Below are 21,788 nucleotides of genomic sequence, written 5' to 3'. Positions count from 1 at the left end.
CCGGTGGGCTAAGTGCTTAGTACTACCAAAGAATTCTGGTGGGCTGTGAGTGGCTCGAACACTCGACCTACGGATTAAGAGTCCGCTGCTCTACCAACTGAGCTAACAGCCCTGCGCAATTCACGTCACTTTGATTCGTTTTCAACTGCGCCGGTTAGTCGATATTTGCGATCGGTATCCGGTGCCGCTGGCTGCGTTTCGTTGTGTGTGCAGTGCGAAGAAGCAAGATTATATGTAGGTTTTTTCGTTTGTGCAAGTCACACAGAAAAAACTTTCATCACGGCAACATCAAGCTGCGTATCCGCCATCCACCGCCAGGCTTGCCCCGGTCACATAGCGCCCTTCGGCCCCTGCCAAAAACGCGACCATGCCGGCGATGTCACGAGGTTCGCCGTAGTGCGGCAGGGACAGCACCGCGACCAGTTCGCTTGCGCGGTCCCCATTCGACGGGTTCATGTCAGTGTTGACTGGGCCCGGATGCACCACGTTGACGGTGATGCCGCGGGGGCCGAGGTCGCGCGCCAGGCCTTGGCTCAGGCCGATCAGCGCGGACTTGCTGGCGGCGTATAGCGCCACGCCCGGGCGGCCGGCCCGCATGGCCAGGCAACTACCGATGTTGATGATGCGGCCGCCGTCGGGCATGGATGCCTGCGCGGTGCGGATGGCGACGAAGGGTGCGCGCACGTTGATGTTCATCGTGCGCTCGTAGTCGTCCAGGCTGGTGTCGCCAATGCCGCCGGTGACGAATATGCCTGCGTTGTTGACCAACACATCCACCGGCCCCAGCGTGCTGATGGCCTGCTCCACCGCTTGTCGAACGGCCAGCGCGTCTTCGGCGTCGGCCTGGATGGCGACCGCGCGGCGGCCGTCCAACGACAGTTCCTTGGCCAGCGCCTGCGCCGTGTCAGCGGAAGAGGCGCTGACGTAGGTGAAGGCCACGCTGGCGCCGTCGGCGGCCAGGCGCCGCACAATGGCCGCGCCAATGCCGCGGCTGCCGCCGGTCACGAATGCCACTTTTCCGTTCAAATTGCCCATGCTTTGCCCTTAATTTGTAGTGATCAGTACAAATATCATCGCCGCGCGGCATTTCTTTCGTCAACTATTTTTTTATCGATCAACACAAAATAGGTGCCGCGAGTAAAATCCCGCCATGGCAGAACGTGGGCGTCCCCGGAACTTCGACCGGGACCAGGCCTTGCAAAAGGCCATGGAGGTTTTCTGGTCGAAGGGATATGAAGGCGCATCGCTTGCGGATTTGACCGAGGCGATGGGGATCAACTCGCCCAGCCTTTACGGCGCATTCGGCTCAAAGGAAGGACTATTCCGCGAGGCCGTGGCCCTGTATCGCGACACTACGGGCGGTTCGTCGCGGCGCGCACTGCAAGACGGCGCCACCGCGCGCGATGGCATCCAGGCCATGCTGATGGCGGCGGCCGAACGCTATACCGCCCCCGGCACCCCACCCGGCTGCATGATCGTGCTGGGCGCGCCGTCCGGCAGCGTGCACCACGACAGCGTCGGTGGATTCCTATGCGACAACCGCCGGGAAATGCAAAGCCACATCCAGGCCCGCCTGTCGGCCGGCATCGATAGCGGCGAATTGCCCATCGGCATTGATTTGAAAGGCCTGGCGGCCTTCTACACGACCGTGCTGCATGGCATGTCTATCCAGGCGCGCGATGGCGCCAGCCGCAAGACGTTGCAATCCGTGGCACGCCAGGCCATGTGCGCCTGGGACGCGCTGACGGGCAGTCGCCCACCATCGGGTGTCCCGCCGGCCGCCCCCCCCCGTTCCTGACGGATACCGCCATGTTTCGCCTTGACCTTCGGCGCCTGATCCTGTGGATCTGTTTGCTGTCGGTGGTGTTGGTACTGGCGGGCGGGCTGCATGCCAGCTATCTGGTGCAACGCGATCTCTTGCTGCACAACGCGCTTGAGGTCAACCGCGCCTACGCTTCGAAGCTTGCCGTTACCACCGACCTGTTCCTGGCCGACTTGCGCCGATACCTGGCGTACAGCGCCGACGTGCTGACCGATATGGAAGGCCGGCCCGAGCTGATGGCCGAGGAAACGCGGCGGCAGCAAGCGCAGCTAGGCCATTTCAATTCCAGCATGGTGGTGTCGCCGGCCGGCAAGGTGATCGCGGTGTCATCGGCCAATCCAAACATGCTGGGACAGCATCTGGCCAGCGACGCGTCGCAACACGCAATCCACACGCAGCAGCCCGCCATCAGCGAACCCTACCAAGCCAACTCCGGCCGTTGGGTGATTCTGTATTCGCATCCGATTTTCTCGCGCGACCATCGCTACCTGGGGTACATCGCCGGCACGCTGTACCTACACGAAGACAACGTGCTGGATCGCCTGCGGGACAAGCATTTCTACCGTGACGACTCCTATCTGTACGTGATGGATCGCAATGGAACGCTGATCTATCACCCGGATCGCAGCCTGCTTGGCCGCAAGGCGCCCGACAATGATGGTTTTGCTGCCGCGCGGCGCGGTGAAACCGGCGAAAGACGCTACACGGACGCGCAGGGCAACGACATGCTGGCCGGCTATGCGCCCGTGCCGAGCACTGGCTGGAGCATCATCGCCGAGCGGCCCGTGGCCAGCACCTTGCGCCCCTTGGTCGACTTGCTGATCGCTACCGCGCGCAACACACTGCCCTTGCTGCTGCTGTCCATTGCCACGATCTGGCTGTTGTCGGGCTGGATCGCACGTCCGCTTGGCGAGCTGGCCAGCATCGCCCGGCGCATGCAGGATCCGGATTCCGCCGACAGCCTGCGCGGCGTGCGGTCCTGGTATTTCGAGGCGGCCGAGCTCAAGCGCGCGCTGATCATCGGCCTGGCGCCGATCCATCACAAGATTCGTGATCTGCGCCGCGAAAGCACGACGGATACGCTGACGGGCCTGTTGAACCGTCGTGGCCTGGACGAAGCGATGGCGCTACTGCAAGCGGAGGGCTCGCCCGTGGCCTTGCTGGCCATCGACATCGACCGCTTCAAGACCATCAATGACCGCTTTGGCCACACGGCTGGGGACCGCGCGTTGCAGGCGCTGGCAGCGGTCATGAACGAAGGCTCGCGCGCGGGCGACACGCTGGCGCGCGCCGGGGGTGAAGAGTTCGTGGTGCTGATGCCGGGTGCATCGCTACGATCCGCCGCGGCGGCCGCTGAGCGCCTGCGCCACCGCATTGCCCACCAGCAGACGCCCGACATCATCGGGTCGCGCATCACGATATCAGTGGGCGTGGCGCGCTTTCCTGAGCACGGGGCCTCGCTGGAAGCCGTTTATCAGCGCGCGGACCAAGCGCTTTATCACGCCAAGAACCACGGCCGCGACGCCGTCTGCACCGCTGACGACACCACGCCAGAAGGCGCGCGGCGGGTAACGCCGGGGGACTAGTCGCGGGCGCCACGCGGCGGCTTTCACGCCGCCTGATGGCTGCCGCGCAAGCCGCCTATTTTCCCTTCGGTGCGGGCGCGGCCGGCGGCTTGCGCATCTGTTCCAGCAATGGTCCGCAGGCGTTCTCATCGTTCGTGCTGGGCGCGATCAGCGCCAGCAAGCCTGCCGCCGGCGTCAGCAATACGCCCAGCGCCACCATGCCCGCGCCGCGCGCGGCCAGCGGACCCACGTGTACGCCCACGTCGGGATCGCCGAAGCTGCCTTGCACATACAAGGGCGAACGCAGGGAAAAGATGCGGAAGCCCTTGCTGTCGGGGGTGATGTCCAGATCCATCTTTTCGTTCTTGAAGTCAGCGCTTCCGGTGATGCTGACCAAGGCATTCTCGGTGTCGAAGACAAAAACGCGCGGCGTCATCACGCCGTTCTTCATGGCGAGGTCGGCGGCGCCGCAGTTGATGTCGACCTCGTCGTCGCCAAACAATTTGGACACCACATAGTTGGCCACGTTCAAGCCGGCAATCTCCATCAGGCTGCGGCTGATGACGCCGTCGTTGACCAGCATCTTGACGTCGCCGGTAGCGGTGCCCAACAGCGCAGCCACCGAATTGCCGGTGCCGCTGACGGCCATGTCGCCATTGAGTTCACCCAGTGTTTTCTGCATGGCTTCGGTGGCGGGGAACAGTTGCTTGAGCCGCAGGCGGCGCGCGCGCAGGTCCACGCGCCCGTCCATGGTTTCACGCGCGCCGTCCAGCTTGATGGTGCCGCCGATGGTGCCGCCCGCGATGCCGAAGCGGAAAGGGTCCAGCGTCAGCTTGCCGTCCTGAAGCAGCACATGTACCGACAAGTCGGACAAGGGCAGCTTGCTGTCGTGAACGATGCGCCCCGCGTCCAGTTCAACGTCGGCATCCATGTCGCGCCAGCGGTCGGTGCGGAATGCCTGCGTGGGCAGCACCTTGCCGCCCTTAGGCTTGGCCGGCGCGTCCTTGGATTTGTCCGCCGGGGCTGCCTTCGTGCCGTCGGCCGGCACGCCGATCAGCGGGCCCAGGTCCACCATGCGCAGTTGCTTGGACACCAGCTTGCCCGTGAGCTTGGGCCGCGGCGCGCCCAGGGCAAACGTGATGTCGCCATGCAAGTCGCTATTGCCGACCTTGCCGTTGAAATCCTTGTAGTCGAACACCGCGCCCCCGGGATTCTTCAGCTTGGCCACCAGGTGTCCGTCGGTGGAATAGGGCGGCGTGTCGGGCAGCGTCACGCCGGTCAGCGGGTACAACTGCGCCATCGATGCGCCCGCCAGTTTCAGGCGCAGGTCCAGCGCGCCCAGGTTGGCGGGGTCGGTCAAGGTGCCGGTGACCGACGCCTTGGTGCCGCCGATGGCCACGTCGGCCTGTATGGGAAACGGTTGTTTGGGATCCTGCATGGCCAGCATGCCGCCGACCTTGCCTTCGCCCTGGGTCGTCAGGCCCTTGAATTTGCCATCCACTTTCCAGCCGAAGACGTAGTCGCGGGGCGCGGGTGCCTGCCCGTCCTGGGGCACGAAAGCGGCGCCGGCCACGTCCGCGAAAGGCACGGGTTTGCCCAAAGGGTCCACCAGCACCGTCAGGTCCGCCTTGAGGACTTCGTCGACATAACCGACCCGGCCCTTGTCGAACCCGATCTGGTTGATGTCCAGCACCCACGGCGACGGTTCGCCGGATTCGGGCAGCGTGAAGACCCAGTTCGCGCGGCCATCGGCCAGGCGTTCCAGGTCGGCGGCGGGCTCGGTCAATTGAATCTTGCGGATGACCACGCGCTGGCGCAGCAGCGGCAATGGCGCCAAGCTGAATTCGCCGCGCTTGAGCGTGGCGAAATGCGGCGCCTTTGCCCACGGTGGATTGCCTACCGAGATGTCATTGGCGACGACGTGCGGCCATGGCACCCAGGCGCGCCAGCCGCCCTCGGCCGGCTCGCGGCCCCATTCAACGCTCAGGTCGCCATTGATGGCGAATGGGCGTCCAATGGCGGCGCTGGCGCGCTCGTTGATCATGGGCTTGGCCCGGTTCCAATCGAAGGTGGCGATCACCACCACCAACACCAGCACGATGAGGGCCAGAGCCCCTACAATCCCGATCGCTATTTTTCTTGTGCGCGTCATGGTTATCATCCTTGGCGTTATGGCCAGCCTGCCGCCGCCGGCGCTCGTTACCATCAAGGGTATCGCGGCCAAACCGCGGGGTTAAGCTTGCCGGCCCCATAATGTGTGCGGATCTTTCCAGATGAATACGGCGTGGGCGGGGTGACAATGCACGGCAACGCAATGGCGTGCTGTGAGCGCGCAGCATGTGGCGTGCCTGGGGCTCCCGACGCACCCGCAACGCAGTTACAAAGCGAAATGGCTTCGACCGTTTCGCACAACCTGGAGGCCCAATGCGGCATTCAACCTTGATTTTTGTCGTGGCGGCGTTTGCGCTGCTGACGCTTAGCCGCCTGGCGCTGGCCGCCTGGCAGTGGCAGCGCGTGCGCAATGCCGGCGGCCTGTTCCCCCTGCTGTTGGGTGGGCTGCGCATCGACGCGCACCAGATTGCCGTGCTGGCCGCCTTGCCGGCGGTGTTGTCGCCTTTGCTGGGCCATTTCCCCATTGCCGCGACGATAGCCGGCTACTGGTATCTGGTCGCCTTCATCCTGCTGGCCTTCCTGGAAGTGGCCTCGCCGCCCTTCATTCTGGAATACGACTCGCGCCCCAACCGCTTGTTCGTCGAATACCTGAAGCATCCGCGCGAAGTCTCGGGCATGCTTTGGCGCGGCTACAAGCTGGCGCTCTTGGGCGGTTTTGGCGCGCTGGCCCTTATTGGGTGGGGCGCGTTCAACCTGTTCGGCCACGCCCAACCCGATGCGCAGCTTGCGTGGTGGCAAATGCCGATCGCCAGCGTGGTTATCCTGGCCATCGTCATTCTTGCCATACGCGGCACGCTGAGCCACCGGCCCATCAATCCGTCTTCAGTGGCGTATTGCTCGGACGGCATGCTCAACACCCTGGCGCTGAACTCGCTCTACAACGTGTTCTATGCCGTCTACAGCATGAAGAACGAAAAGTCGGCGTCGGCGGTTTACGGCGGCATGGACGAGGCCAAGATGCATGATCTGGTGCTGGCGCAGTCCGGCCTGCCCAACCCGCCCGCCAACCCCGACTACCCCAGCCTGCACAGCCAGCCCGCCACGCGCAAGACGGCGCGCCCGCTGAACCTGGTGATCATCCTGGAAGAAAGCCTGGGTGCGCAGTACAGCGCGGGGCTGGGCGGCGCCAACCTGACGCCCGAACTGGATGCGCTGGCGCGCGAGGCCTGGACCTTTACCCGCGCCTATGCCACCGGCACCCGTTCCGTGCGCGGGCTGGAAGCGGTGACAACCGGCTTTTTGCCGACGCCGGCCCAAGCCGTGTTGAAACTGCCCCGTTCGCAACGCGGCTTTTTCTCGTTGGCGGACCTGCTGGGGCGACATGGCTACCATTCGCGCTTCATCTACGGCGGCGAATCGCACTTCGACAATATGAAGGGCTTCTTCCTGGGCAACGGCTTCAAGCAAATCGTTGACCGCGCCGACTTCGTCAACCCCGCCTTCGTGGGCACCTGGGGCGCCTCGGACGAAGACATGTTCAATCAGCTAGACCGCCTGCTGCGCGAGGACGGCGACAAGCCCACCTTCACGCTGGCCTTCAGCGTATCGAACCACACCCCGTGGGAATACCCCGCCGGGCGCATCCAGACCGAAGGCAACCCGGCGACCGTGGAAAACACCGTGCGCTATGCGGACTGGGCCCTGGGCCAGTTCTTTGAACGCGCCAAGGCCTCGCCGTATTGGGAGAACACCGTGTTCCTGGTGGCGGCCGACCATGACTCGCGCGTGTTCGGCGCCAGCCTGGTGCCCGTGCGCCACTTCCATATTCCTGCCGTAATTCTGGGCGGTGGCGTCGAAGCGCGCCGCGACGACCGCCTGATCAGCCAGATCGACCTGCCCCCCACCCTGCTGTCCTTGATTGGCGTGGACACCGAGCACCCGATGATCGGCCACGACCTGACGCGCAGCACCCCGGGCCGGGCCATCATGCAGTACGACAACACCTACGGGTATCTGAAGGAAAACGACCTGCTGGTGCTGGCGCCCAACAAGACGCCGGTGCAGTACCGCTACACCGCGCCGGAAGACTACGCGCCCGTCGCGCTGAACCCTGAACTGGTCAACGAAGCCCTGGCGCATGCGCTGTGGCCCAGTTGGGCGTATCGCGAAGGCCGCTACTGCCTGCCCGGGCTCACGCCCGAAACCGCCGCCGCGCCCTCGTCGGCAAACCCGCAATAGCAACAACGGCCGTTACGACGTCGGCCGTTACTACAGCAGCCTTTGCTACAGCGGCCTTTTGAAACCCCGGCGCGCCTTGTCACTGAGCGCATGGCAATGGCAGCCCGGGCTGTGGTCATTGACCATGCCCACCGACTGCATGAACGCGTAGACGGTGGTGGGCCCCACGAATTTCCAGCCCATTTTCTTCAGCGCCTTGGACAAGGCGATGGACTGTTCCGAAGTTGAGGCACCCAAGGTGGACGGCGCCCCCGCCGGCGCCTCGAAGCGCCAGAAGAACGCGGCCAGCGAGCCCTCTTTGTCGATCATCTCCAGCGCGCGGCCCGCGTTGTTGATCACGGCTTCGATCTTGCCTCGATGGCGCACGATGCCGGCGTCGGCCAGCAAGGCCTGCACCTGCTTGTCTCCAAACTTCGCCACCCGGGCCGGGTCGAAGTTGGCGAACCCCTGGCGGAACGCTTCGCGCTTGTTCAGGATGGTGCGCCAACTGAGCCCCGACTGAAAACCTTCCAGGCAGAGCTGTTCGAACAGCGCGCGGTCGTCGCCTTGCGGGCGGCCCCATTCGGTGTCGTGATAGGCCATGTATTCGGCGGACGTATCCACCCAGCCGCAACGGGCAAGGCCATCGGGGTAATCGTTTTTGGCGTTCAAGGTAAAGCTCCAGGCGGCGGTCAGGCACCGATGCTACCGCAGCAACGTCCCTGAAAAAAGTCGTAGCGGCCGCGGTCGGAATCCCGCTACTATTTGCGGCGCAGATCCCGCGCCGGCCATGTCCCAGCGCGCCCGGGATCCCCCTACGGGCTTGCGCCGATGCAAGCCCGTTTTGCGTCTACCCCCCTCATGTCGCCACCCCCAACATGTCGCTGCTAGAGACCGCTGTTCTTACGTTCGTGTCGCCCGCCGTCCTGGCCGGTGACAAGCCCGACGCCAACCCTTGCCTGGATTGCGGGGCCTGTTGCTCGCATTTCAGGGTGTCGTTCTATGTCGGCGAACTGGCGGGCGAAAACGGCGGCCAGGTGCCCTTGGAACTGGTGACCCAGATGAGCCCCTTGCGCGCCTGCATGAAGGGCACCGAGATGGGCGGCGGCCGCTGCGTGTCCTTGCGCGGAGAACTGGGGCAGCCCGGCATCCACTGCGCCATCTACGAAAATCGCCCCACGCCCTGTCGGGAATTCGACATCTGGATGCCGGACGGTTCGCCCAACCCGGATTGCCAGCGCCTGCGGCTGGGCTTGGGCCTGCCGCCCGTGGCGCCCCGCCCCGATGCGGAAAACGACCCGCAAGGGCCCATGCATCCGGATCAGCCGGCAGCGGCTTGAAGGGTGGATTAAGGCGCCTGCAATCCCGCAAGGTAGCGTGTGGGCGTCATGCCGAAGGCGGCGCGAAAGCTGCCGATGAACGCGCTGGTGCTTTCATAGCCCACCGACAACGCGGCCTGCGTCACGGAGCCGCCCCGGCACAGCATTTCCAGGGCGCGCAGCAAGCGCGCCTGCTGGCGCCACTGCCCCAACGTTACGCCCGTCTCTTGACGAAAGCGCCGCATCAGCGTGCGCGACGACATGTTCAGCCGTTGCGCCCATTCATCGATGCCAGCCGTGTCATCCGGCGTATCCAGCAAGGTATGGGCAAGATCCTGCAAACGCGGATCAACCGGCATGGGCAGGGGCTGCGGCGCATGCGCGCGCGTATCCAGTTCATGCAGCAGCACATCGAATAGCTGCGCCAGATACGCGTCGGAGATGTCGCCGGGCTGGCCGCTGGTGAAGCGGTCGATCAGGGCCTCGATCAGTTTGGACGAGGGCCACGACCAGCAACGCGCCGGCAAACGGCCGCAGACGTCTTGCCGCACGTACAGGAACGAGCCGCGCGCCTCGCCAAACCAGCGCGCGCCATGCGGTGTGCCGGGCGGAATCCAACCCAGGCTGCCAGGCATCACCGTCCAGACCTCGCTGCCTGACTGCACCACCACCAAGCCTTCATGCACCAGCACCAGCATGCCCTCGTCATGGACATGCGAGGGCACGGCGATGCCTTTGGATTCGCGCCGGCCCTGCACGCTGAACGGAGTCAGCAGCATGTCTGGCCGGGCGGGTGCAATGGCCACGTTGAGCATGGTTGGCAAGTTTGAGCTACAGGTTGACGGGTTCCCGTTAGCGGGCGCACATGAAAATGTACATCATTCTCATTAGTCGGGCATCAGCCCCCCGAACGGAGAAATCATATGGACACCACGCGGCTGCGCGACGCCGGCATCAAAGCCACCTTCCCCCGTCTCAAGATACTTGACCTCTTCTACCAGCACGCGAATCAGCACATGAGCGCGGCCGACATCTACCGCAACCTGCTTTCCGAACGCAGCAATATTGGCCTGGCCACGGTGTATCGCGTGATAACGCAACTTGAAGACGCCGGGCTGCTCAAACGAACGCAGCTTGACGCCCACACCACGGTGTTTGAACTTAACGACAAGGGACACCACGACCATCTGGTCTGCACGCACTGCGGGCGGATTCTTGAATCCAGCGACCCCGCCGTGGCGCAACGGGTCCGCAAGATCGCCAAGCAGAACGGCTTCCTGCTGGACTCCTACAGCCTGGTGCTTTACGGAAGCTGCGGCTGCAAACCCGGCGCACCCGCCATTGCCCACGGAGAATTCGAATGAACCGCGACCACTTTTTCTTTCACGACCTATCCCGCTTTCCCATCGTGACCGCCAGGCACGGCGGCGCGCCCAAGGGCTATGCCGCCACCTGGATACGCGAAATGGAGATGCTGGTGGACAACCCCCAGCCCTTCGTCATGGTGGTGCCAGACATGCGCCAGGAGGCCGGCCACGACGACCGCAAGGCCATGATCGAATGGCAAACGCTGAACATGCCGCGCTTGAAAGCGCGCTGCCGCGCCTTCATCGCCGTGGAACGCGAACCGCAGGCGCTGGACAAGATCCGCAAGCGCGGCGAAAAAATGGCGCGCGCCTTCGGCATGCCATTCCTGGCGGTTGCCACCCCCGCCGAAGCCTTGCAGTGCGCGCGTGAGCTGCTGGGCCACAGCGGCCCGGGCGGATTCATCGTGGATTGATCGGACCCGGCAAGGAGAAATTCCCGCGAAAACGCTCGCCACCGATCTCATACTTTTGTATTACGACATTCGTCCTAGGGCGAATGTCGGCTTAAGAGTTGGCGCGGCAGGCCGTTGTCTATGAGTAAGGCGCCGAAACCCCGCGGCGCTCCTAGCCAACCGACGATGAGCCGCCAGCCGCATGAATCGCGCACTTGCCTGTATTTTTTGCCATTCAACGCTGGCGCAGGGCGCGCCGCTGCTTGAAAAGAACGGCGCCGCCATCTGCAAACACTGCGTGGATCAATTCTCGGAACGCTTTACCGAGCGCGCCTGGGTCATGGCCGCCACGCTGGAAGAACAGTTGGATGTGCTGCTGGAAGAAAGCCGGCGCGCCTTGGCGCAAAGTGAACTGTTATCCGAACGCGCCCGCAGTTGTGGATTAAGTCTGCATGTCTTGTCGGGGGCATCAACCCGCGCGCCGTCCTGACGCAAAACAAAATCCACTGGCATTAATTATTTTGGGGACACATTATAAATCCACATATAGGTGCCTGAGCCTGCCTTCTTCAAGGCTTTGAACCTGTCAGCTATCCGTAAGATTGTTTGCATCGATCGCCCATCAACCTTAATAAAAAGCGAACATGCCTACTTACGAACTGAAAAAACGGGCGATCGTTCTCGCCTTGCAAGCGCTTAGCCTGACCGCCGCTTCGCCGGTGCTTGCCCAGAACATTACCTGGAACGGCACCCAAAGCAACGATTGGCAAGACACGCTGAATTGGTCGACGGGCGCGCTTCCCGGCTCAAGCGGCAATCTATTTATTAATAGCGTGACGCCTAATGTACCGATTATCGAGAACAGTAGCGCAGTGGCAGGCGTCATTTATATTGGTGCAATTGGCGGGCCATCGCTTACGCTGCAAAATAGCGGGCAATTAACCAGCAACACCGCCATTATCAGTAACTCCACCAACGGTATGACGCCCGGAGTTTCTGAACTTCAATCGGGCACGGCCAGCATCAACGGCGCGGGTTCCCAATGGGATGCAAACGCCTTCAATGTCGGCTTTTATGGCACGGGCACGCTGAACCTTACGGCGGGCGGCAAAGCCATCGCGACCACCACCGTCACCCTGGGTTCGCACGTTGGATCCCACGGCACCTTGAATATCACGGGCCCAGGCAGTTCTTTGCAGGCCGGGCAACTCACCGTCAGCGACAACGGCGTCAGCCTCGTCACGATATCCAATAACGGCACGGCGCAAGCTTCCGGCTTGCTGATGGCCAATAGCGCAGGGTCTGAGGGCACCGTCGAAATCACCGGCCCCGGGGCGTCGCTGACAACCAGCGGCGGCATGACGATTGGCTCTCGCGGGACGGGCACCGTGGATATCAAGGGCGGCGCCTCGGCCTCGTCCGGCGGCCGAACCTACATCGGTATGTACGATGGCGGTATTGGCAAACTATTGGTTTCCGGCGCGGGCAGCCAGTTTTCGTCGTTGAACAATTTGGTTTCCATCGGCGATAACGCAGGTTCAAAGGGCGAGCTGACCGCAACCGACGGCGCTCTGGTCGATGCTATTCAGATTGTCGTAGGGTTCGACGCATCAGCCGAAGGAACCCTCATCGCAGACGGCCCGCAGACCAAGCTCAAGACCTCCAGCGGCTTTCTTATTGGCTATCAGGGTGACGGCACCGCCACCTTTTCCAACGGCGCCACTATCGAAACCGCCAGCCGATTCAGAATCGCAGACGCCGCCGGCTCCACCGGCATCGTGAATATCGGCGCCGCCGCGGGCGATGCCCCCACGGCGCCCGGTGTCGTGCAGGCAGCCCTGGGCGTGCGCTTTGGCAACGGGACCGGCAAGCTGGTTTTCAACCATTCCAGTTCGGACTACGTTTTCGCCCCCGCCATCAGCTCCTTGTCGCCCGGCATGGGCACGATCGACATGCTGGCCGGAACAACCATATTGACGGGTGATTCAAGCGCCTTCAGCGGGCAAACGAATGTGCTGGGCGGCGCCTTGACGGTGAACGGCACCCTGGGTGGCACCCTGAACGTAGCCACCGGCGCATCACTGCACGGCGTGGGCCAGGTCGGCACCACCACGCTGCAAAGCGGCGCCACCCTGGCGCCAGGCACCGTCGGCGGCACGCTCAACGTGGCGGGTGACCTGACGTTCTCGCCGGGCTCCATCTACCACATGGCGGCCGATTCGCAATCGTCGGCAAGCAGCCGCGTGGTGGTCAGCGGCACGGCGAACCTGGCGGGGTCGGCCGTCCATATCGGGCCAGACAACGGGTTCCAGACCCAGCGCGAATACACCATTCTTAGCGCGGGCACGGTCAATGGGCAGTTCGACAGCGTATCGTCCAACTACGCCTTCCTGGACCCGGCCCTGCACTACGACGCCCAGAACGTCGTGATGCAGCTTGGCCGCAAGCAGGTGCCCGTGGACCCGGGCACCCCGGAATCCCCCGGAACGCCCGGCACGCCAGGCACGCCCGAGACGCCGACCCGTCCCATCGCCTTCGCCGACGCGGCACAAAGCGGCAACCAGCGCGCCGTGGCCAACGCCCTGGACAGCCTGCCCGCCGGCAACCCGCTGCACGACTACATCCTGACGCTGCCCGAAGGCGCGACGTCTGACGCCTTCAACAGCCTGTCGGGCGAAGCGCATGCCAGCGTGACGTCCAGCTTGACGGGCTTCAACACCACGGTGCGCGCCATTCCCCTGGCCTACCTGCGCGCCAATCTGGGCGCGGGCATGCGCCCGGGCGCCCCCACCGCGCAAGCCGGTGGCACCCCGTCCGCTTCGGCCTTGCCATCCTCGAACGCGCAACCCGCCTGGGCCGAGGTCATCGGCAATTGGCAGACCTTGAAAGGCAACGGCGATTCCGCGCAAGTGCGCCAGAAGACAGGCGGCGTCTTCGCCGGTGTCGACCATGCCTTGGGTGGCGGCTGGCGCCTGGGCGGTGCGCTGGGCTTCACCGACAGCAACATACGCGTGGACGACCGTTCATCCAAGGCGGACGTAGCCGGCTACAGCGCGGCCTTGTTTGGCGGCAAAGTGTTCGATGTCGGCCCCGGCAAGTTGAACCTGATGGCCGGTACGTCCTACACCTGGCACGACATTTCCACTGAACGCCACGCCAGCGTTTCCGGCGTGTCCCAAGCGCTGACCGCCGACTATGGCGCCAGCACCACCCAGTTGTTCGGCGAACTTGGCTACACCCTGCCCGTGTCGGAGCACGTCAGTATCGAACCCTTCGCCGGCCTGGCCTGGAGCGACACGCGCACCCGCGGGTTCTCGGAGTCCGGCGGTTCCGCTGCGTTGCGCGGGCAAAGCGACAGCACCAAGCAGACCACCAGCACGCTGGGCTTGCGCGCGTTGACGGACTTCACGGTGGGCCAGACCGAAGGCCGTCTGCAAGCCACGCTGGGATGGCGGCACGCATTTGGTGATGTGCAACCCCAAACCGTCATGTCGTTCGATGGCGGCCAAGCCTTCAGCGTGGCAGGCGCGCCCATCGCACGCAACGCCGCGCTGGCCGAGCTGGGCGTGGAAACCGCGATCACCAAAAACGCCACCATCGGGCTGACCTACAGCGGCCAATTCGGCGGCGGCAATCGTGAAAACGCGGGATCCCTGCATATGACCTGGCGGTATTGAAATACCTGGTCCCCGCGTTCAGAACACCGAATGCGGGGATTAGTAGATCTGACATAGCTTGCGTCAAAATATTTCGGTGCGAATTTGTCTTTCAATAATAATTAATGTTTCAAATCGCCCGATATATGTAGCACGGATGGTATCCATCATTTATTAATTAAAACTGCGGTTGGTATCCATCTTCCCAGTGTTTTTAAATGTGGATGGTATCCGCCCATTTATTCTTGGTTATATAAAAAAACTGGTATAAATTGCGTCCTTTTTTCGGGTAGCCCATTAGGTTCAAACAGATTGGCCTGTTACGTAGAAATACGTTTAAAGCAATCCAGCAATGTTTGAGCCTCGGATTATTAATCGAGATAAAGGATGCAGTTTTGAACTACGGCACGAAGAAGTGGCTGACGGCGACGCTGGCGCTGGGCACGACTTACTGCGGGGGCGTCATGGCCGCCGACCTGACGATTTCCTCGGGAAATACCCAAGTGTTCGATGGCTCGGCCAACTTTCCTGGCGGGGTTGATGTGAACGGCGGCACGCTGGTGATCGGCGGCAACGGCGGCGGTTCCGGCGTCACGCTGGGCGGGAACGTCAACGCGACATCAAACGGCATCGTCGCCGGCTTCGGTTCCATCAATGGCGACCTCAACGTGAGCGGCGCGCGGGTCGCCCCCGGCTACGAAGTCGGCACGCCGACCGGTGTCTCCAACGGCAACCTGGTCGTGAACGGCAACCTGTCGATGAACAACGCCGAGTTCGCCTTCGAGACCGGCTATGCGGGCTTGCCCATTACGCAACCCGGCACGGGCGACAACATCACGGTCGGCGGCAACGCCACCCTTAACAACACGACGCTGAACGTCACGGTCAATACCTTGGGCGTCAACGCCGGCTATTACCGGATCCTGTCCTACGGCGGCACCTTGAGCGGCAACGGCCTGACGCTGGGCAGCGTCAGCGGCGACTCCACGCCCGCTGCCACCATTCAAACGCTGACGGGCGACAAGCACATCAACCTGATCCTGGGGCCCAGCACCACCAATCTGTGGAACGGCGACGGCGCGGCATCCGCGTCGCGCGCGGGTGGCGGCAACGGCACCTGGAGCGCCGCCAGCACCAACTGGAACAGCCCCAGCAATGCCACCGGCGCCCTGCCCGACGGCGGCTACGCCATCTTCACGGGTGCGGCCGGCACGGTCACCGTTGATGGCGGCGCGGGTCCTGTGCGCGTGTCGGGCCTGCAATTCGCCACTGACCGCTATCGTCTGCAAGGCGCGCCCATCACCCTGGTCGGCAGCGGCGGCAACCCGCCGGTCATCGTCGTGGGCGATGGCACCTATGCGTCGGGCCAGTTCGTCGACATCATCGACAACCCGCTGCAAGGCACGGAAGGCTTCGTCAAGACCGGGCCTGGCTCGGTGATCCTGACCGCCGACAGCAGCGGCTTGACCGGCCCCATCCTGATCGCCGACGGCGCCCTGGAAATCGACGGCAAGTTGAACGGCCCAATGGATATCGGCCGCGAAGTCGTACTGGCGGGCGTCGGCCAAGTGGGCACCACCACCCTCTACCCCACCGCGGTCATCTCGCCGGGCAATGATGGCTCGCCCATGGGCACGCTCACCGTCAATGGCAACCTGAGCTTCGGCCAAAACGCCATCTATCGCGTACACGCCGACCCCACCAGCAACACCAGCGACCACATTCACGTCACCGGCGTGGCCACCCTGGATGGCAGCGTGGCGCACGTGGGACCCAACGGCAACTATGCGCCGCGCACCACCTACAACATCCTGACGGCGGACGGCGGCATTCAAGGCACGTTCACCGGCGCTTCTAGCGCGTATGCGTTCCTGACCCCCACGCTCAGCTACGACGCGAAAAATGCCTTCATGACGCTGACCCGCAACGACGTGCCGATTGGCAGCGTGGGCGAAACCGGCAACGAGAGCAGCGTGGGCGGTGCGCTGGACCAGGAAGACCCGCCTGTGAGCGGGAACGGATCAACGCCGGCGGGGAATGGATCGTCGGCCAATGGGAATGGATCGTCGTCGACGGGAAATGAGTCGTCGACGGCTGGGAATGGATCGTCGTCGAATGGGAACGGCAACGGGACCACGTCGACGGCGCCCGACGCCGGCTCGTCGGTCATCGCCAGCGGCAGCACCGCGGGCAGCAATACCGGCGCCAGCCAGGTGACCACGGCAGTACTTTCCATGACGCCGGAGCAAGCGCGCTCGGCATTGGCCCTGCTCTCCGGCGAAGCGTACGCAAGCACCGCCAGCGTGTTGCAAAGCCAGGCGGACACCGTGCGCACGCTGCCGCTGGCCCACTTGCGCGGCAACCTTGACGCACCGATGCAGGCCGGCCGGCCGACGGCCCAATTGGGCTCGCCGTCCTCCGACGCGCTGCCGCAAAGCGGTGCGTATCCCCTCTGGGCACAAGCGTTTGGCAACTGGAGCAAATTCGACAGCGACGGCAACGCATCCAGCGTAAGCCAGTCGGCCGGCGGCTTCTTTGTGGGTGGCGACGGCGCAGTGGGCAACGGCTGGCGCTTGGGCGGCGCGGTGGGCTACACCGGCAGCCATAGCTCGGTCGCGGATGCCGCGTCGCGCACCAGCGTCGACAGTTATACGGCCACGATGTTCGGCGGCAAGAACTTCGCGGCGGGCCCCGGCCACATCCGCTTCATGGCTGGCGCCGCCTACACCTGGCACGACATCGACACGAAACGCGACGTGGCGGCCGGCAGCCTGAACCAGCGGCTGAAGTCGTCGTATCACGCCTCGTCCACGCAAGTGTTCACTGAACTGGGCTACAAGCTGCCGCTGAACGACGCGACCAGCATCGAACCCTACGCCGGCCTGGCCTGGAACCAGTTGCGCACGCGCGACTTCAAGGAAGCGGGAGGTACGGCGGCGCTGCACGGGTCGGGCGCCACCGACGACGTGACCAGCACCACGCTGGGCTTGCGCGGCGCTTGGGAGTTCGGCGCTGATCGCGCACCGGGCCGATTGACCGCATCGTTGGGATGGCGCCATGCCATGGGTGATGTGAAGCCCAAGCAGCAACTGGCGTTCGAAGGCGGCAGCACGTTCTCGGTGACGGGCGTTCCCATCGCGCGTGACGCCGCCGTGGTCGGGCTGGGCGCCGAAATGGCCATCACCCGCAACACGACAGCAGGCGTGGCCTACGACGCGCAGTTCGGCGGCGGCAACCGCCAGCAGTCGGGCATGTTCAAGCTGGCCATGCGGTTCTAAAGCCAGGGCAAGCCGCCAAGACAAACCGAGCGACGAGCCCCCCGAAAGACGGACATGGATCCGGTTTTCGGGGGCCGCGCTGAGGACTTATTGAGCGGACAGATTCAGCTTCTTGATCCAATCACCGAAGCGCTGGATTTCCGATTGATAGAATTTCCCCAGCTCGGCGGGCGTGCGGTAGGTGCCCTCGGCGGATTGCGCGTCCAGGCTCTTCTGGACCTCGGGGTTGGCCAAAGCGGCCTTGTTCGCGGCGTTCAACTTTTCGACGATGGCGGCAGGCGTGCCGGCCGGCGCGAACAGCGCATACCACTGCGAAAACTCCAGCCCCGGAAAGCCCGCTTCCGCCATGGTGGGCACATTCGGCAATGAGCGCGTGCGGTTCGGGTGCGCCACAGCCAGGATCTTGATCCGGCCCGACGCTTGCTGGGTTGTGGCCGAGGCCGTCCCAACGAAGGCCAGGTCGACCTGGCCACCCATGGCGTCCGTCACGGCCGGGCTGTCGCCCTTATAGGGAACATGGACCATGTCCAGACCCGTGGCGGCCTTGAAAGCCTCGCCGGTCAGGTGCCCCGTGCCGCCGATGCCGCTGCTGCCGAACGACAGGCGGTGTTTTTTGCCGTACTGCAGCAGTTCTTCGACGTTATTGACGCCCAATCCCGCATTGACCACCATCACGATCGGCACCGACGCCACCATCGCCACGGGCGTGAAGTCCTTGTTGGCGTCATACGGCTGCTTCTTGTACAGCGTGGGATTGGTGCCGTGCGTGGCGCTGTTGCCCATCAAGAGGGTGTAGCCGTCCGCATCGGACTTGGCCACGGCAGCAGCGCCGATCATGCCGTTCGCGCCACTCTTGTTGTCGACCACAATGTTGGCCTTCATCTGCTCGCCCATGTAGCGCGCCATGAGACGGGTCAGGTAATCGTTCGCGCCGCCGGCAGCGTAGGGCGAGACGAACTGGATCGGCCGGTCAGGGTATTCGGCCATGGCCGGCAGCGCCAACCCGGCGGCCAGCAAGCCTGCCGCCACGCGGCATGCCAGCCGCTTTCCTATAGGACCAAGTTTCAACATTGGGGAGTCTCCTCAGACAGTGCGGACGTTTATGGGTATATCGAGACCGGGTGGACCCGGTTCACGCTGTCCGCAGTCTAAGCGTCGCTACCGACGCGCCACCGCCGCTTGCCTTGCCGATGCACAGATTCAAGTCCACGCTATGGAATATCCGCACAAGCCATCAGGCCAGCGCAACGCTGGGCATGGCGTAGGGCACCCTGTCGCGGTTTACGCAACTGCGCAGTTCGGCCTCGATCGACCTCACCGTATCGTCCAGGCAGCGCACCACCATCTCAAGGCGGTCATTGCCCAGGCGCGACGCCAGGGTGGAAACGCTGACGCCGGCAGCCGGCGTGCCGTCCGGCGATCGGATCACCATGCCCACCGAATGCACGGGTGGCTCGTCCATCACCTTGTTGGTGGCATAGCCGCGCCGGCGCGTGCTCTCGATGCTGGCGCGCAGCGCGGCCTCTGTGAAGCGGGGGCTCTTGCGACGGGTGCGCTCGACATTGATGCGGCAGATCCGGTCGATCTCTTCATCGGGTAGCGCGCTCATCAGAGCCAGGCCGCTGGCGCCGACGTTCAGTGGGCGGTGTCGGCCGACATCATGGACGAACATCTTGATGGGAAACGACCCATCCGCGCGCGCCACGCAGATACCGTCGAAACCCGAACGCACGGTCAGGAATACCGTGTCGCCGGTGTGCTCGGCGATGGCGTCCAGATAGGGCAGGCAGATGTCGCGCATGGCGACTTTGGGCGCCGCTGCCAGCCCCAGTTCGTAGGCCAGCCCACCCAGGAAATAGCGCTTGGTCTGGGCCTCTTGCTGGACCAGCTTTTCCGCGACCATGCCCTGCAGCAACCGATGCACGGTGGGACGCTCCAGGCCGGTGCGTCGGTACAGGTCGACAAGACGGCTGCCGCTGCGGTTATTCACCGCGATGATGCGCAGCAAGGCGATGGCGCGCTGCAACGATTGCGTGCCCGGGGCGCCGGTGTCGGGCGGCGTGGTCGGCTGATGCATGGAAGTCTCCTTGCCGGCAAGCCGGCAGCGGGCGTCCTTTTTTCGATAGTCTGCAATGCGGACGCCTCTTGGCCAAATTGTGCCCGCAAACCCGGCGCCTTAGAACCCGGAGTTCACAATACGGACCTGTTTTGGCTCCGCCCGATCCGTCCCCTGCCGACGCCGGGGCGAAAGGGTCGCAACATACAAGCCTTCGCATCCCGTCATTGGAAGGCTCATGTCGCAAGAGGAAGAACTGATCGTCCGCCACGATAGCGGCGTGCTGTGGTTGACGCTGAACCGCCCCGAGCGCAGGAACGCGCTCAGCCCCACGCTATACGAGACCCTGCTGGGCGCCTTGGAGGCGGCCGGGCGGGACCCGGCAGTGGGCGCGGTGGTGCTGGCCGGTTCCGGCGGCGCCTTCTGCGCGGGCGGCGACGTGGCGCGCATGAACCGGCAGGCCGACGCGCCCGTGCCTTCGCCCGCCGAGCGCGTCGCCGCATTGCGGGCCCGAACCCGCATCGTCGAGCACTTGCACGGCATGTCCCAGCCAACCATCGCCATGGTCCGGGGCGCGGCCGTCGGCGCGGGACTGTCGTTGGCGCTGGCCTGCGACCTGCGCTACGGAGATGCTTCCGCCAGGCTGCGCACGGGCTTTGCCGACGTAGGCGTGCCCGGCGACTTCGGCGGCCATTATTTCCTGCCGCGCATCGTCGGCCCGGCGAAGGCGCGCGAACTCTATCTGCGCTCACCGATGCTGTCGGCAACGCAGGCGCTCGAGCTGGGACTGCTCAACGAGGTCTTCGACGCGGATCGGCTTGAAGACGAAGTCGGCGCCATTGCCCGCGCCCTGGCCGCGGGTCCGCAGCCGGCCCTGGGCCACATCAAGGCCAATCTCAACGACGGGCTGCGGCTGCCGCTATCCGGGCTGCTCGATCGCGAATGCGCCCGCCATGTCGAATGCGTCGACAGCTCCGATCACAAGGAGGCCGTCCGCGCGTTCATGGAAAAGCGCTCGCCCGAATTCCACCGTTCGCGCATGGCCCCCGGCCGCCGCGCGGACTGACACCCAAGTTCACCGAAGGAGTCCTGATGTCCAGACTTTGCAAAGACCGTGTTGTTATCGTGACCGGCGCCGGCCGCGGCATTGGCCGCGAATATGCGTTGCAGTTGGCGCGCGAAGGCGCCCGCGTCGTGGTCAACGACCTGAGCGTGTCGCGCGCCGGCGAAGACACGAACGAAAGCACCGCTGAATCGGTAGTGCGCGAGATCACCGACAGCGGCGGACAGGCGATCGCCAACCACGACAACGTGGCCGATTTCGCCGGCGCCAAGCGCATGATCGACATGGCGCTGGACCATTTTGGGGCCTTGCACGGCCTGGTCAACAACGCGGGAATCCTGCGCGACCGCACCCTGTGCAATATGTCGGAAGAAGAATGGGACGCCGTCATCAATGTGCACTTGAAGGGCACATTCGCGCCCAGCCGGCATGCCGCCGCCTATTGGCGCGATCTGTACAAACAGACCGGCGAGCCCGTCGACGCCCGCATCATCAACACATCTTCTTCGTCCGGCCTGTATGGAAACATCGGGCAGATCAACTACGGCGCGGCCAAGGCCGGCATCGCGGCGATGACCATCATCGCGGCGCGCGAGCTCAAGCGCTACGGCGCCACGGTGAACGCGATCAATCCCCACGCGCAGACCCGCATGACCGAGGGCATCCGGGAGCGCAGCGCCGAAGAGATCGAAGCGCGGCATCCGCGCTGGATCGCCCCCGCGATCGTGTGGCTGGCCAGCGCCGACAGCCACGACGTCACCGGCCGCATCTTCGAGCTGGGCGGTGGCCATCTGGCGGCGATGGAAGGCTGGCGCCGAGGCCCCGCGGCCGACCCGATCGACGACGTTTCACGCATTGGTCCGGTCATGCGCGACCTGGCCCGCCAGGCGCGCCGCAACGTCGACATGAAAGGCCACGACCTTGACTGACCGGAGAGCAGG

The 21,788-nt window shown here is 64.2% G+C and carries 17 protein-coding genes and 1 tRNA gene; 11 read left to right on the top strand and 7 right to left on the bottom strand.

Annotated elements, in window-relative coordinates; all coding sequences use genetic code 11:
- Positions 1-36 precede the first annotated feature (36 nt).
- Positions 37-112 (bottom strand) — tRNA-Lys (locus P8T11_RS23830).
- Between the two features lie 176 nt (positions 113-288).
- Complete coding sequence (locus P8T11_RS23825; RefSeq protein ID WP_268079734.1) at positions 289-1,035, bottom strand: SDR family NAD(P)-dependent oxidoreductase; 747 nt, start codon at positions 1,033-1,035, stop codon at positions 289-291.
- A gap of 115 nt (positions 1,036-1,150) precedes the next feature.
- Between P8T11_RS23825 and P8T11_RS23820 the strand changes: the two genes are divergently transcribed.
- Entirely contained in the window at positions 1,151-1,798 is a 648-nt protein-coding gene (locus P8T11_RS23820) for a TetR/AcrR family transcriptional regulator (RefSeq protein WP_268079735.1), read from the top strand.
- A gap of 11 nt (positions 1,799-1,809) precedes the next feature.
- Positions 1,810-3,408, top strand: a complete 1,599-nt coding sequence (locus tag P8T11_RS23815) for a sensor domain-containing diguanylate cyclase (RefSeq protein WP_268079736.1) — start codon at positions 1,810-1,812, stop codon at positions 3,406-3,408.
- Between the two features lie 55 nt (positions 3,409-3,463).
- Here P8T11_RS23815 and P8T11_RS23810 read toward each other — a convergent pair whose 3' ends face one another.
- The gene (locus P8T11_RS23810) at positions 3,464-5,539 is read right to left on the bottom strand and encodes an AsmA family protein (RefSeq protein ID WP_268079737.1); all 2,076 of its coding nucleotides are present in this window, start codon (positions 5,537-5,539) and stop codon (positions 3,464-3,466) included.
- 272 nt (positions 5,540-5,811) lie between these two features.
- Here P8T11_RS23810 and P8T11_RS23805 point away from each other — a divergent pair, with 272 nt between their 5' ends.
- Positions 5,812-7,737, top strand: coding sequence for an LTA synthase family protein (locus tag P8T11_RS23805; RefSeq protein ID WP_268079738.1), 1,926 nt, complete (start codon positions 5,812-5,814; stop codon positions 7,735-7,737).
- A gap of 45 nt (positions 7,738-7,782) precedes the next feature.
- Here the strand turns inward: P8T11_RS23805 and P8T11_RS23800 are convergent, their stop codons facing one another.
- The gene (locus tag P8T11_RS23800; protein WP_268079739.1) at positions 7,783-8,388 is read right to left on the bottom strand and encodes a DNA-3-methyladenine glycosylase I; all 606 of its coding nucleotides are present in this window, start codon (positions 8,386-8,388) and stop codon (positions 7,783-7,785) included.
- Positions 8,389-8,594: 206 nt separating this feature from the next.
- Between P8T11_RS23800 and P8T11_RS23795 the strand changes: the two genes are divergently transcribed.
- Positions 8,595-9,056 carry a YkgJ family cysteine cluster protein gene (locus P8T11_RS23795; RefSeq protein ID WP_259252492.1) on the top strand — a complete coding sequence of 154 codons (462 nt, stop codon included), beginning with the start codon at positions 8,595-8,597 and terminating at the stop codon, positions 9,054-9,056.
- Positions 9,057-9,064: 8 nt separating this feature from the next.
- Here P8T11_RS23795 and P8T11_RS23790 read toward each other — a convergent pair whose 3' ends face one another.
- A complete protein-coding gene (locus P8T11_RS23790) occupies positions 9,065-9,850 on the bottom strand; it encodes a helix-turn-helix domain-containing protein (RefSeq protein WP_268082515.1) in 786 nt (261 codons plus the stop codon).
- Between the two features lie 108 nt (positions 9,851-9,958).
- Between P8T11_RS23790 and fur the strand changes: the two genes are divergently transcribed.
- The 5 genes from fur to P8T11_RS23765 all read left to right on the top strand — a co-directional run bounded on the left by fur (position 9,959) and on the right by P8T11_RS23765 (position 17,728).
- Positions 9,959-10,399 carry a ferric iron uptake transcriptional regulator gene (fur, locus tag P8T11_RS23785; RefSeq protein WP_268079740.1) on the top strand — a complete coding sequence of 147 codons (441 nt, stop codon included), beginning with the start codon at positions 9,959-9,961 and terminating at the stop codon, positions 10,397-10,399.
- A complete protein-coding gene (locus P8T11_RS23780; protein ID WP_268079741.1) occupies positions 10,396-10,815 on the top strand; it encodes a hypothetical protein in 420 nt (139 codons plus the stop codon). The genes fur and P8T11_RS23780 overlap by 4 nt, the downstream gene beginning before the upstream one ends.
- 181 nt (positions 10,816-10,996) lie before the next feature.
- The gene (locus tag P8T11_RS23775) at positions 10,997-11,284 is read left to right on the top strand and encodes a ClpX C4-type zinc finger protein (RefSeq protein ID WP_268079742.1); all 288 of its coding nucleotides are present in this window, start codon (positions 10,997-10,999) and stop codon (positions 11,282-11,284) included.
- Positions 11,285-11,774: 490 nt separating this feature from the next.
- Positions 11,775-14,471, top strand: a complete 2,697-nt coding sequence (locus tag P8T11_RS23770) for an autotransporter domain-containing protein (protein WP_268079743.1) — start codon at positions 11,775-11,777, stop codon at positions 14,469-14,471.
- Positions 14,472-14,845: 374 nt separating this feature from the next.
- Entirely contained in the window at positions 14,846-17,728 is a 2,883-nt protein-coding gene (locus P8T11_RS23765) for an autotransporter outer membrane beta-barrel domain-containing protein (RefSeq protein ID WP_268079744.1), read from the top strand.
- Positions 17,729-17,815: 87 nt separating this feature from the next.
- On the opposite strand, the gene P8T11_RS23760 is transcribed toward P8T11_RS23765, so the two are convergent.
- Together P8T11_RS23760 and P8T11_RS23755 are read right to left on the bottom strand one after the other, a co-directional pair.
- Positions 17,816-18,799: a Bug family tripartite tricarboxylate transporter substrate binding protein gene (locus tag P8T11_RS23760; protein ID WP_268079745.1), complete on the bottom strand. Its 984-nt coding sequence runs from the start codon at positions 18,797-18,799 to the stop codon at positions 17,816-17,818.
- A 163-nt stretch (positions 18,800-18,962) separates the two neighbouring features.
- On the bottom strand, positions 18,963-19,805 hold the full coding sequence (locus tag P8T11_RS23755) for an IclR family transcriptional regulator (RefSeq protein WP_268079746.1): 843 nt from the start codon (positions 19,803-19,805) through the stop codon (positions 18,963-18,965).
- A gap of 217 nt (positions 19,806-20,022) precedes the next feature.
- On the opposite strand from P8T11_RS23755, the gene P8T11_RS23750 reads away from it, so the two are divergent.
- Positions 20,023-20,850, top strand: coding sequence for an enoyl-CoA hydratase (locus P8T11_RS23750; RefSeq protein WP_268079747.1), 828 nt, complete (start codon positions 20,023-20,025; stop codon positions 20,848-20,850).
- Positions 20,851-20,876: 26 nt separating this feature from the next.
- Positions 20,877-21,776 carry an SDR family oxidoreductase gene (locus P8T11_RS23745; protein WP_268079748.1) on the top strand — a complete coding sequence of 300 codons (900 nt, stop codon included), beginning with the start codon at positions 20,877-20,879 and terminating at the stop codon, positions 21,774-21,776.
- Positions 21,777-21,788 lie beyond the last annotated feature (12 nt).

It is taken from the genome of Achromobacter spanius, from assembly GCF_029637605.1.
GTDB lineage: Bacteria > Pseudomonadota > Gammaproteobacteria > Burkholderiales > Burkholderiaceae_B > Achromobacter > Achromobacter spanius_E.
Note: the sequence above shows the minus strand (reverse complement) of the source record. Positions and strands in the feature narration are given on the sequence as shown.

Excerpts from the sequence above, each read along its gene's own strand:
- P8T11_RS23825 (WP_268079734.1), bottom strand. The coding sequence starts at position 1,035 with ATGGGCAATTTGAACGGAAAAGTGGCATTCGTGACCGGCGGCAGCCGC.
- P8T11_RS23820 (WP_268079735.1), top strand. The coding sequence starts at position 1,151 with ATGGCAGAACGTGGGCGTCCCCGGAACTTCGACCGGGACCAGGCCTTG.
- P8T11_RS23815 (WP_268079736.1), top strand. The coding sequence starts at position 1,810 with ATGTTTCGCCTTGACCTTCGGCGCCTGATCCTGTGGATCTGTTTGCTG.
- P8T11_RS23810 (WP_268079737.1), bottom strand. The coding sequence starts at position 5,539 with ATGACGCGCACAAGAAAAATAGCGATCGGGATTGTAGGGGCTCTGGCC.
- P8T11_RS23805 (WP_268079738.1), top strand. The coding sequence starts at position 5,812 with ATGCGGCATTCAACCTTGATTTTTGTCGTGGCGGCGTTTGCGCTGCTG.
- P8T11_RS23795 (WP_259252492.1), top strand. The coding sequence starts at position 8,595 with ATGTCGCTGCTAGAGACCGCTGTTCTTACGTTCGTGTCGCCCGCCGTC.
- P8T11_RS23790 (WP_268082515.1), bottom strand. The coding sequence starts at position 9,850 with ATGCTCAACGTGGCCATTGCACCCGCCCGGCCAGACATGCTGCTGACT.
- fur (WP_268079740.1), top strand. The coding sequence starts at position 9,959 with ATGGACACCACGCGGCTGCGCGACGCCGGCATCAAAGCCACCTTCCCC.
- P8T11_RS23780 (WP_268079741.1), top strand. The coding sequence starts at position 10,396 with ATGAACCGCGACCACTTTTTCTTTCACGACCTATCCCGCTTTCCCATC.
- P8T11_RS23775 (WP_268079742.1), top strand. The coding sequence starts at position 10,997 with ATGAATCGCGCACTTGCCTGTATTTTTTGCCATTCAACGCTGGCGCAG.
- P8T11_RS23770 (WP_268079743.1), top strand. The coding sequence starts at position 11,775 with ATGACGCCCGGAGTTTCTGAACTTCAATCGGGCACGGCCAGCATCAAC.
- P8T11_RS23760 (WP_268079745.1), bottom strand. The coding sequence starts at position 18,799 with ATGTTGAAACTTGGTCCTATAGGAAAGCGGCTGGCATGCCGCGTGGCG.
- P8T11_RS23755 (WP_268079746.1), bottom strand. The coding sequence starts at position 19,805 with ATGCATCAGCCGACCACGCCGCCCGACACCGGCGCCCCGGGCACGCAA.
- P8T11_RS23750 (WP_268079747.1), top strand. The coding sequence starts at position 20,023 with ATGTCGCAAGAGGAAGAACTGATCGTCCGCCACGATAGCGGCGTGCTG.
- P8T11_RS23745 (WP_268079748.1), top strand. The coding sequence starts at position 20,877 with ATGTCCAGACTTTGCAAAGACCGTGTTGTTATCGTGACCGGCGCCGGC.